The following is a 12,186-nucleotide window of genomic DNA, read 5'->3' as shown; positions in this document are numbered from 1 at the left end:
ACCTTTTCAATTCACCACCCGAGCCCCGCACACACCCGCCAAATCCCTAAATACCCTTGAACTGCTTCACAAAGCCCATATCATTCGTGTAGAAGTAACGGATATCATCGATGCCGTACTTCAGCATGGCAATCCGCTCAGCACCCATGCCGAATGCGAAGCCGCTGTAGACTTCAGGATCATAACCGCCCATCCGCAGCACATTCGGGTGGACCATACCGGCGCCGAGAATCTCCAGCCAGCCGCTCTGCTTGCAGAGACGGCAGCCTTCGCCGCCGCATTTGAAGCAGCTCACATCCACCTCAACGCTGGGCTCGGTGAACGGGAAGAAGCTTGGGCGCAGACGGATTCCCGCGCTGGGTCCGAACATCTCCTTCATGAACTGCTGCAGGGTCCCCTTCAGGTCGCTCATGCGGATATTGCGGCCGATCACCAGACCTTCAATCTGATGGAACTGGAAGGAGTGGGTCGCATCGTCGTCGTCGCGGCGGAACACCTTGCCCGGACAGATGACCTTGACCGGCTCCCCGTTCATGGCCTGCATCGTACGGATCTGAACCGGCGAGGTCTGTGTGCGCATCAGAATATCATCCGTAATATAGAAGGAATCCTGCATATCGCGGGCCGGATGGTTCTTCGGAAGGTTCAGCGCCTCGAAGTTGTAATAATCCGTCTCCACTTCCGGACCTTCTGCCACCTTGTAGCCCATGCCGATGAAAATATCCTCGATCTCCTGGATCACCCGGCTGAGCGGATGAATTCCGCCCTGCGGCATGCCGCGGCCCGGCAGGGTCACATCGATCTTCTCCGCATTCAGGCGGCTCTCTGTCTCCTGCTGCTGGAACAGCTCCTGCTTGGCGCCGATCACCTCTTCAATGGCACTGCGCACCAGATTGGCCACTTGGCCGATCACCGGACGCTCCTCCGCGCTTAGTCCGCCCATCCCGCGCAGAACCTCTGTCAGCTCGCCTTTTTTGCCAAGGTATTTGACGCGCAGCTCATTCAGAATCTGCGGATCGTTTACCGCCTGCAGCTTCGTCAGCGCCTCGGCCTTCAGTGCTTCCAATTTGTCTTTCATGGCTTGTACTGCCCCCTCAAATCTCGTATTGTTCAACAAAAAAAGGCCTTTCCTCCCGGTAAAGGGACGAAAAGACCGTGGTACCACCCTTGTTAGACGGCCGTACGCTTCCCTTAAGAGCAATATTCCCTCTTATGGTACTGCGGAGACCTGTCTCACTTTATACAGAATTAACGGTCTGCGGCCGGTCCCCCCTACTATCACGCTCAAGGAAGCCTTGAACGGAATTCAGGGAACTGCTCCGGAGTGAACTTCGGCAGCTCTGCTCTCTTAGAAACGCTCTCAATCTGCGGCGCTTCCTCCCTGTAAGCCAGGCACTGCGTACTCTTCTCCATCAATGCATTTATAAGGATTATAACCTCTACACTTCGATCCTCCACTTGGGAAGATATGTCCATCTATTATATGCAAAAACAGACATTTTGACAAGCCAGAATACGTTCTGGGTACACATGGCCGGGATCAGGAGGATACGGGCCTGCAACTCTGCCCGTTTTCCGCATATTTAATGCACAATTGATACCATGGGGGTATCGTTTGCAGTAAAAGTGGGTAATAGGACTCAAAGGTTAGAATACCTTTTACATAGTAGTAAGGTATACATAATGGTTCTTTGTATCGGCTGTAACGGATAGGTCCCCACTGCTTTCATACCGGCTCCATGGTCCGCTTCACGGCCTGTACATCCGGCAGCGAAAGCTGACGGGGCTTATTATTTTTCAGCAATTGCTCTGCTTAAGGGATGTCCTATATACTGGTGAAAAGAACCGCGATCTAACCGGAATTTATTCTTTCCATTGCCTCCTTCTTCCCCTGCTTTCTAGGACTCGCTAACAGATACTCTCTTACATGCCTGCAAGACGCCATAATCCGCATAAGGATAAGTCTCGCATGCACCAATGCTACACTCATGAGATTTGCAAAAGTTCTGTGCGGGGAGAGGATGACAGTGGCCGTTTTTTCGGAAAACACAAGTACACGCAGATTAATTCTATTATTCACCTCTATCGCCGTGCTTCTGGTTGGCATTAGTGTGGCCTCGCTGCTGATTCTGAATCATACGATGAACAAATTATCCGACTCCCTATACAGTGACGTCTACCAGAATTCCGAGCTCATTCTGAACGCCGACCGGGATCTGTATCAGGCAGGCCTAGCGCTTCAGACCACAATCAGCGGGGCGCTCAGCAGTGCGCAGCGCAGTACGCTGTCGCAGGAATTCGAGGATAATAATGCCCAGGCGCTGCAGCGAATCAGTACTGCCCGCTACAATCTGGATTCCGTGAAGAGCCCGTTCAATGGAATGAAGCAGAGCGAGCTGCTGCTGGACGAGCTGAGAGCTGAGCTGGATCACTTCGGGGCCACGCTTACCGCATGGAGGGATAACGGCCGGGAACTAATCTCGCAGCGGGTCCAGAACAGCTGGAATCCTGCCTCCTACTCTGCCCTCTCGATACATACGGAGCTCAGTGAGGTTCGCCACAGTCTGGATGAGGCAGAGGCCAGAATCGACAGCTATGCCAGCCAGGTGATGACGGAGTTCAATAATCTCAAAAGCTCCCTGTTCGCCGTCTACTCCGTCTTCCTGTTCCTGCTGGTTCTGGTCATCATCTATCTCAGCCGCAGACTGATCTCCCTGCAGAATGAAATGCAGGATGAGAAGTCACTCTATCAGCTGATCGGGGAGACGATGTCTGATTTCATTGTGCTGACTGACCCGAACGGTCTTATCCTGTATGCGTCCCCTTCCCATGCCGCTGCACTGGGTTATGTGCCGAGCAAAGGGGCGCCGCTCTCCAACTATATCCGGGAAGCCGAAATCTCCTGGGCCAAGCTGAAGAGTGTAGTGCAGTCGACACCGAGAATATCCGAGCTGCGCATGCGTTCAGCCGAAGGGCACTGGGTCTGGCTGGAGACCAAGGTTACCCCTATTGCGGGCAGCCGCAATTTCCCGGCGCAGTTCATGCTGGTATCCCGTGAGATTACCCAGCGCAAGCAATATGAGGAGCGGCTGCACAAGCTGGCCTTCTATGATCATCTGACCGCCATTCCGAACCGGGCCCATTTCAAAATGTACATGGAGAACCTGATCAACCAGCCCGAGGAACGCAGACAGGAGATCGCCGTGGCGCTGCTGGACTGCGACAGGTTCAAGCAGCTGAATGATACGCTTGGCCACTTGGCCGGCGATGAATTCCTGCAGCTGCTCTCCCGGGAGCTGCAGCAGACTGTGAAGGGCTCCGGCCAGGCCTTCCGGATCGGCGGGGATGAATTCGCCGTGGTGCTGCACCGGTTCACCAGCCCGCAAATGCTGGACGAGCTGCTGAACCGTCTGCTCCAGCTGTTCAACAAATCCTGGTCCGTCAACCAGGGCTCCAGCTTCCATACCTCTGCCAGCATCGGCGTGGCCCTGTATCCGCAGCACGGCAGCAGCATCAACGAGCTGCTCCGTGCCGCCGATCTTGCGATGTACCGCTCCAAGAACCATGGCGGCAATGAGGCTAATCTGTACAGTGAGCATGTGGACAACAAGTACAGCGATCAGCGGAACTAGCACCTGCGGATGTTGGCTCCTGCATTGTGGATTCCTATAATGAGAATACTTCAATACAACCCAAGCAAAAAGAGCTGATCAGCTTCCCTCCCCTTAGGAGATGGAACTAATCAGCTCTTTTAAGGTTCTAGCTGGTCCGCTGCAGCGGATCAGCCAGCTCCATGCTATGCTCCGGACTACGCTCCCGAACGGTCACCTTGATAACCTGCTCCCCGCTGCCCGGGCAGTCGATGAAGCGGTCCGCCGTGCCGTCCTTCTCCTCCCAGTCGTTCAGCCGGAGGATGTAGCCTACCCTTGATGTCCCCGGCAGCACTTCAATCCGCGCTACGGCATGACCATCCTCCATGTGCTGGAAGTCCCGTTGCCCATCCTGAATGCCTGTACCCCACACCCAGAGATTCCAGCCCCGGTAATCGCCGTCCGGACGGTCATAATGAACCTCTACAATCTTCGATCTCGGCTCAGGCTCCCCGTATTTATCATAGAGAACCATCATCGACAGTCCGGCGACCTCAACAGCGTCGTTCTCCGTCTGCCGGAAGGCATCCGGTCCGGCATGGGTATGATCGACTACGATGTTCCAGCAGCCGGAGGTCTCCGGAAGGTACTGGGTGACCGGCTCCATATTGGCATTGTAGATCACCACGATATTCTTCCATGTATCTCCGCCGGCGTGATCCTTCAGTCTATAGGCAACGACTCCGCCATCACAGCGCAGGAACTCCAGACTGCGCTCAATCTCCTGGCGCCCGTGCAGGCGGAAGGCCGGATGGGTCCGGCGCAGCTCAATCAGCCCTTTGTAATATTGAAATACTGCAATGAATTTGCGTTTGTTCTCCCAGCGGATCGCATTGATACAGTCCGGGCTGCGATAGCTGTTATGATCTCCGTACTTGCTGCGCAGCAGCTCATCCCCGGCATGGAGGAACGGAATCCCCTGCGAGGTCAGAATGATTCCGTTAGCCAGCAACGAACGGCGTACCGTCTCATGGTCCAGCACATTCTCGGGATCTACTCCCACATACGGATTCGCCTGCTCCAGTGCGGCCTTTAGATCCCCGCCGCTCCGCAGCTTGCCGCCCTCAAGCTCCGGCAGCCCGGCTTCCCCGCGAAGTCCCCGGGTCGCCAGAATTTTGTCCCACAGATTGAGATTATCATGTGCGGTTACATAGTTCACAGTCTCTGTAGGCGCATCGGTGAATTCATGAATCGCCCCGCTCACCCCGGACGCGATCGCGCCTTCCTTGCCGTATTCCCCGGTCACGAAGCCTTTGCCCCAGCCGTCGCTGTCTCCCTTGATCGCCGCGCGGAAGTTGTCGTTGAAGACGGCGTAGCCTTTGCCGCGCTGCACGCCCTTCAGCGTCTTGGAGGCAAGCGGCGAGTCGCCGCCTGTCCATGGCTCACCATAGAGCAGCAACCCCGGATTGATCTCCAGCCGCAGCTCCTCGGTAATCTCGCGCATGGTCACGCTGTCCATCAGCCCCATCAGATCGAAGCGGAAGCCGTCAATATGGTACTCCTTAGCCCAGTAGGACAGGGAATCCTTGATATACTTGCGGACCATCGGCCGTTCTGTAGCCAGCTCATTGCCGACGCCCGAGCCGTTAGAGAGCCGGCCGCTCTGATCATGGCGGTAGTAATAGTCCGGCACCAGCGGCTGGAAGGGTCCCTTCTGGAAGCCATAGGTATGATTGTAGACCACATCCATAATCACCGAGATGCCACGGCTGTGCAGCGCCTGAACCAGCTCCTTGAATTCCCGGATACGGGTTAGCGGGTTAGCCGGGTCTGTACTGTAGGAGCCTTCCGGCACATTATAGTGTTGGGGGTCGTAGCCCCAGTTATAGTCTGTGAAGATGGAGGATGCCGGTTCTTCCCCTGGCTTACCCAGCTCATCCACCGTCTGATAGTCGAAGACCGGCAGCAGATGCACATGCGTGATTCCCAGCTCAGCCAGATGATCAACGCCCAGCAGATGACCTGCTTCATCCCGCAGGCCGGTCTCGGTGAAGGCCTTGAATTTCCCCTTATGCGTCAGACCGGAGCTAGGGTCTGACGAGAAATCGCGGACATGCAGCTCATAGATTACCGCATCTGCCGGATGCGGCAGCACAGGAGAAGCATCGCTCTCCCAGCCGTCCGGGTTGGTCTCGGACAAATCCACGATGGCCGTGCGCGTTCCATTGGCCGATACAGCCGTAGCGTAAGGATCGGCCGCTTCATTAATCGACCCGTCCGCAAATACGGCGCGGTACATATAATATTTTCCCTTGAGGTTACCGGGAACCCGGATCTTCCATACTCCGCCTTCAGCGCGCTCCATACTAAGAATTTTGCCGCTGTCCTTGTAATCTGCGGTCTGCGGGGGCAGCCCGTTTCCGCCTGTTGCATATAATACGAGCGACACTGTGAAGGCTGTTGGCGCCCAGACTTTGAATACACAACATTCCGCTGTGTAGGTTAAGCCCAGGTCATGGCCTTGATAGGTATCGATTTCTTGTTCTGCTTGTATATAATTGCTTCTCATTGCTATTCACCATCCCTACGCTCATCCGTAATACTCCCCGGAGAACTATCATTCTATTACTACCAAGCTATGTCCACATTCTCTATAACTAATACTTTGTACTTGCACAGCTCTGCAAGCGGGTTACGCCGGAATTACTACATAGGGTTCATTGTATAATATGTAACACTATGTTCACAGGTCTGGGTTAAGGCTGGAATTATGTCCCGGGATATATCCTATATCGGCGTGGATAGCCGGGGATTTAAGCTAATTAAGTTATAGAAGCTATTTAAACGAAAGTATACTTGTCCAGCGTCCCCATTACAATTGTAAAATGATCCAAAACATCAAGTCCGCTTCCGCAGCAGCCTGCCGTATAACGCAATAACAGGAACCAGCAGGAAGCCTGCCGACAGCAGCGAAGCTCTGATAGAGATCCGGCTGCCGATATAACCTACAACCGGACCGCCTGCACTCTGTCCCAGGGCATCGGACTGGCTGATCATCGACAAGAGTGTGGCCCGGTTCCGGGAGGGCAGCTTCGTGTTCAGCCAGGTGGTATAGATCGGGTCGCTGACCGAACCGACCACCCCCAGGAGCAGTATCGCCCCGATAGCCCAGTAGAAATTAGGCGCAAGTGCCACCATTATAATGCAGCCGGCACGGGCGGATGTCAGGAGGAACAAAGCGGCCGCTACTTGACGTTCCTTTTGCAGATCAATGATTGTCCCGGCTATATAGACAGCCAGCACACCCAGCAAAGTAGTCGCCGCACTGATCAGCCCGAAGCCAGCCGCCATCGAGACTCCAATCTCCGGGAACCCGACTTCATTCATAAGAAAGACTTGCCACAGACGGTCATATCCTTCAGACGCAGCACCGCTAAATAAAGTTACAACTGTCAGCAGCAGGAGCAGCGGATGATGCCTCAGGATAGAGGCTCCGCTGACCCAGGTCTTGCCCATCTCACGGATAGCGGAGGATTGCGGCTCACGCTTCCGGCGTACGAAACCCGTCTCCTTCATGTACCGGATCAATATGAATCCCAGAACGAAATAGATGACTCCGCCAGCCAGAAAAGGGAGATTAGACGCAACATGGGATAATCCTACGCTGACCGCGATGCCCAGCAGGGAGGCACTTAAGCCGAATATTTTGGAGCGCATGAAGAGTCTTCCTGTATGCTCTTCTCCAAGCTCGTCCACGATCCATGCGGTATCCGCTCCGCTCAGGAAGGTCCAGCCGATCCCGTACAGCATCTGGGAGATCAGCAGCCAGCCGAAGGCAGGCAACAGGGAAGCCGGGTGCATGATCCATACAATGCTCCCTTCAAGGACAAAAGCACTCCCCACAATGAACACGGCAATGATGACGGACAGCTTGCGGCTATAGGTATCGGCGACCACTCCGGTAATACCCTCGAACACAAGCACCGTTATCTCCAGCACCGTCCCAATCAGCACAAGCTGAAGCGGATTCAGCTTAAGGTCAACTACATAATAAATACTGTAGGTTGTATATATCGTACTGGCCGCAAGCGACAACATAAACACATGGAACAAATAAATCTGTGAAGCACTGAATCTCTGCACAATGGTTCCACCCTCCGAAAGTAATGGACTCATTATATAAAATAACGCCCGGGCGGGCGGTTCCAGAGTTGCTGAAATTCAAATCACTGCACAAAAAAAAGCCCCCTGTAAAGGAGGCCGGAAAGTAGTTGGAGTAATAACCATTGCTAGAGTAACGAATTAATTCACGCGGGCTTGCACCAGTGCTGCTACTTCCTCGGCTGTGCCGAGCTGCAGCGCCTGGGCAGCCATTTCCTTCATGTCGGCAGCAGACAGCTTCGAGATCTGGCTGCGTGCAGGCAGGATGGAGGTGGCGCTCATGCTGAATTCATCGAGGCCCAGACCCAGCAGAAGCGGAATCGCTGTAGAGTCGCCGGCCATTTCACCACACATGCCGGTCCATTTGCCTTCGGCGTGTGCAGCATCGATGACGATTTTGACCAGACGCAGAATCGCCGGGTTGTATGGCTGATACAGGTAGGATACCCGTTCATTCATACGGTCCGCAGCCATTGTATATTGGATAAGGTCATTGGTGCCGATACTGAAGAAATCCACTTCTTTGGCGAACTGGTCCGCCAGAACAGCGGTCGAAGGAATCTCAACCATGATCCCAAGTTGGATACTGTCAGACACTTCCTTGCCTTCTTCACGCAGCTTAGCTTTCTCTTCCAGCAGCAGATCACGGGCTGCACGGAATTCGCCAAGCGTGGCGATCATCGGGAACATAATGCGCAGGTCGCCGTGAGCGCTTGCTCTGAGCAAGGCGCGAAGCTGTGTGCGGAAGATATCCTGACGGTCCAGACAGAGACGGATCGCACGGAAGCCCAGGAACGGATTCATTTCCTTCGGCAGATCCAGATACGGCAGCTCCTTGTCTCCGCCGATATCCAGCGTGCGCACGACTACCGGCTTGCCTTGCATGTTCTCAAGCACAGTACGGTAGGCATTGTATTGAATCTCTTCAGAAGGCAGCTTGTCGCGGCCCATGTACAGGAACTCTGTACGGTACAGACCTACACCTTCGCCGCCGTTCTCAATAACGCCTGTGACATCATTCGGAGTACCGATGTTAGCAGCCAGCTCTACATGCTTGCCGTCAGCGGATACGGTTGGCTCATCACGGAGCTTTTTCCACTCGGCAATCTGCAGATCATAAGCTGCCTGCTTCGCAGTATACTCGGCGACTTCGGCTTCACTCGGGTTGATCAGCACATCGCCGTTCAGACCATCAACGATGATCAGATCGCCTGCTTTGACCAGGGACAAGATATTCTTGGTCCCTACAACCGCCGGAATCTCCAGGGAACGGGCCATAATCGCCGAATGGGACGTCCGGCCGCCGATGTTGGTCGTGAAGCCTTTGACGAAATTGCGGTTAAGCTGTGCTGTATCCGAAGGTGTCAGGTCCATCGCAATGACGATAACCTCTTCACTGATTTCTGCCGGGCTCACATAGTGAATGCCAAGCAGGTGGTTCAGCACACGTTTGGTTACGTCACGCATATCGGCTGCACGTTCCTGCAGGTACGCGCTTTTCATGTTCTGGAACATCTCAACAAACTGGGTAGCTACTTCATTCAGGGCATAGTCCGCATTAACCGATTCCTCACGGATTTTATCCATTACCGGCGTAATCAGCTCAGGGTCATCAAGGATCAGCAGATGGGATTCAAAAATCTCCGCTTTCTTCTCACCAAGCTCTGCCAGAGTGCGCTCTTTGATCGCCTGAAGCTCGCCTCTGGATTTGTCCAGGGCCTCCTTCAGCTTCGCAAGCTCAGCATCTACATCAGTAATTGCTGTTTTGGTAATGGTATAGTCCGGATGTTCCAGGATAAAGGCGCGGGCTACTGCAATACCTGCGGAAGCCGCGATTCCTGAAATTTTATTCATGGACCTCTCCCAGCCCTTCTTTAACCATAACCTCCTGCAGCGCGTTCAGTGCTTCTGCTTCTTCACTGCCTTCAGTAATAAGGGTCAGGGTATCTCCTGCTTCAAGGCCCAGGGACAGAACGCCCAGGATGGATTTAAGAGTAACTTTTTTACCTTTGGCTTCTGCAAAAGCTTCAGTGCCTTTGAATTTTGTAGCTGTATTTACCAGCGCTGTTGCCGGGCGTGCGTGAATTCCGTCTTCGTCAATAATTCTGAAAGTTGTTTGCATAATATAATCCAACTCGCTTTCTGTTAATTTGGGATGGTGAATTATAGTGAAGGCTTGCGCTCCCCTTCATTATAATGGAAGCGCTTCGCCTTTGCACATTTTACTGGATGGTGATGATATCTTTATCGCCGATGACTACTTTACCCGGTTTCTTCAAGGTGACGGAGGAGCCTTCAGGCAGATTGGAGAAAATGACCGGAGAAATGACGGAAGGTGCATTCGCCTTCACATACTCCAAATCCACTTCCATAATCGGCTGTCCGGCAGCTACCAGATCGCCTTCCTCCACCAGAACCGTGAAGCCCTGGCCCTTAAGCTTAACCGTATTAACCCCGATATGCACCAGGACTTCCTTGCCGCCGTCCGACATGATGCCGATGGCGTGCTTACTCGGGAACACGTTGAATACCTTGCCGTATACCGGCGAAGCAATCTTGCCGTCTTCGGAGAGGAAGGCGAATCCGTCACCGGTCATTTTCTGGGAGAAGACCGCGTCAGGGACCTGTGTAATATCCATCAGCTCGCCGTTTACCGGAGATACGATATCTTCGGCAATAATAGCGTCACCCTGCTCGCCAGCCGCTTGCTCAAGCTCCGGCTTCGGAGCCACGGGCGCAGCAGCCGGTGTTCTGCCGTTCATGACATCCTGAATCTGTGACTTGATCGTGTCCGAACGTGTGCCGAAGATCGCTTGAACGTTGTTACCCACTTCGAGAACACCAGAAGCACCGAGTTTCTTCAGACGGTTCTTGTCTACGCCAGCTTTGTCCTTCACTTCAACCCGCAGACGCGTAATGCAGGCATCCAGATGGGTGATGTTCTCTTTGCCGCCCAGGGCGGACAGAATGTTGCGCGGAAGATCGTCGCCCGTCTTGGACACACTCTCTGTGCTTACTTCATCCTCATCCCCGGAATCATCCTCCCGACCCGGAGTCTTCAGGTTGAACTTACGGATTACGAAGCGGAACCCGAAGTAATAAATCACGGCCAGCACCAGACCTACCGGAATCACCAGCCACCAGGCGGTACGGTTCGGAATGACGCCGAACAGCACATAGTCGATGAAGCCGCCGGAGAAGGTCATCCCGATCTTCACATCAAGGATGTGCATGGTCATGAAGGACAGACCGGCGAACACGGCATGGACGGCGAACAGCAGCGGAGCTACGAACAGGAATGAGAATTCCAGCGGCTCCGTAATCCCTGTCAGGAACGAAGTCAGTGCAGCCGAGATCATCAAGCTGCCGACAATCCGTCTGTTCTCAGGCTTGGACTCGTGGTAGATCGCAAGAGCGGCAGCCGGAAGGCCGAACATCATGAACGGATATTTACCGGTAGTAAATGTACCCGCTGTGAAGTCCACACCGTCACGAAGCTGCTGCATGAAGATCCGCTGGTCCCCGCGGACCAGATCCCCCGCCTTGTCAATATAGCTTCCGAATTCATACCAGAACGGTGAATAGAAGATATGGTGCAGACCGAACGGAATGAGGGAACGCTCGATGACCCCGAAGATAAAGGCCGACAGCGTCAGGTTGGTATTGATCATACTCTGCGACACATAGTTCAGACCGTGCTGGATCGGCGGCCATACCAGTGTCAGTGCAAGACCCAGAATCAGGGAGGTCACCGCAGTCATAATCGGTACGAAACGTTTACCCGCGAAGAAGCCGAGATACGACGGCAATTCTATGCGGAAGAACCTTTTGTACATGGATGCGGCCAATATCCCGACCAGGATACCACCGAACACCCCGGTTTGCAAGGTGGGGATCCCCAGCACACTGGAATACGAGAAATCCTTCCAGGTCAGCACATAAGCATTGACACCGACTACCGTACCCATGGTTACGTTCATTACCAGGAAGCCGATAATCGCTGCCAGCCCGGCCACACCTTCGCCTCCGGCCAGCCCGATGGCTACGCCAACGGCAAAGAGCAGAGACAGGTTATCGAATACGATTTGCCCGGAATTCATAAGTACTGTGGCTATCGCCTGTACTATATTATTCTCCAGGGCAGGCACGTATTGCAGGAAGTCCGGATTCACCAGCATGTTCCCGATTCCGAGCAGCAGGCCCGCCGCAGGCAGAATGGCTACAGGCAGCATAAGCGCCTTACCGACTCTCTGCAGCACGCCAAATAATTTTTTGAACATTAGGTTCACTTCCTAATCCTAAATTTCTGTCAACAGAAGCCAAAAAAGGCATGAGCAATACAGTACACAGATTGCCCGTCTAACGCTAACGTTAGAGTACCCCGAGATGGGGCTGGACAACCATAATACTGTAAATCACTCATGCCTGATCGTAT

The 12,186-nt window shown here is 53.8% G+C and carries 7 protein-coding genes and 1 other annotated feature; of the genes, 1 reads left to right on the top strand and 6 read right to left on the bottom strand.

The features are described from left to right. Window positions 1–46: 46 nt before the first annotated feature. On the bottom strand, window positions 47–1,078 hold the full coding sequence (pheS, locus tag MHH28_RS31195) for a phenylalanine--tRNA ligase subunit alpha (protein WP_405109347.1): 1,032 nt from the start codon (window positions 1,076–1,078) through the stop codon (window positions 47–49). 59 nt (window positions 1,079–1,137) lie between these two features. After that, window positions 1,138–1,425: a binding site (T-box leader), on the bottom strand. Between the two features lie 602 nt (window positions 1,426–2,027). Between pheS and MHH28_RS31190 the strand changes: the two genes are divergently transcribed. Then, the gene (locus MHH28_RS31190; protein WP_405109344.1) at window positions 2,028–3,632 is read left to right on the top strand and encodes a diguanylate cyclase domain-containing protein; all 1,605 of its coding nucleotides are present in this window, start codon (window positions 2,028–2,030) and stop codon (window positions 3,630–3,632) included. A 127-nt stretch (window positions 3,633–3,759) separates the two neighbouring features. Here MHH28_RS31190 and pulA read toward each other — a convergent pair whose 3' ends face one another. The 5 genes from pulA to ptsG all read right to left on the bottom strand — a co-directional run bounded on the left by pulA (window position 3,760) and on the right by ptsG (window position 12,031). Beyond that, entirely contained in the window at window positions 3,760–6,159 is a 2,400-nt protein-coding gene (gene pulA / locus MHH28_RS31185) for a type I pullulanase (protein WP_405109341.1), read from the bottom strand. 329 nt (window positions 6,160–6,488) lie between these two features. Next, window positions 6,489–7,733 (bottom strand): MFS transporter, encoded by a 1,245-nt coding sequence (locus MHH28_RS31180; protein WP_405109339.1) that lies wholly within the window; start codon window positions 7,731–7,733, stop codon window positions 6,489–6,491. 159 nt (window positions 7,734–7,892) lie between these two features. Beyond that, the gene (gene ptsP / locus MHH28_RS31175) at window positions 7,893–9,605 is read right to left on the bottom strand and encodes a phosphoenolpyruvate--protein phosphotransferase (protein WP_405109336.1); all 1,713 of its coding nucleotides are present in this window, start codon (window positions 9,603–9,605) and stop codon (window positions 7,893–7,895) included. Further along, the gene (locus MHH28_RS31170) at window positions 9,598–9,873 is read right to left on the bottom strand and encodes an HPr family phosphocarrier protein (protein ID WP_036696683.1); all 276 of its coding nucleotides are present in this window, start codon (window positions 9,871–9,873) and stop codon (window positions 9,598–9,600) included. Before MHH28_RS31170 ends, ptsP begins: the two co-directional genes overlap by 8 nt. A gap of 100 nt (window positions 9,874–9,973) precedes the next feature. Next, complete coding sequence (gene ptsG, locus MHH28_RS31165) at window positions 9,974–12,031, bottom strand: glucose-specific PTS transporter subunit IIBC (protein ID WP_405109333.1); 2,058 nt, start codon at window positions 12,029–12,031, stop codon at window positions 9,974–9,976. Window positions 12,032–12,186 lie beyond the last annotated feature (155 nt).

Origin of the sequence: Paenibacillus sp. FSL K6-1217, assembly GCF_045040735.1 — a bacterium.
In the GTDB taxonomy this organism is placed as follows: domain Bacteria; phylum Bacillota; class Bacilli; order Paenibacillales; family Paenibacillaceae; genus Paenibacillus_AQ.
Note: the sequence above shows the minus strand (reverse complement) of the source record. Positions and strands in the feature narration are given on the sequence as shown.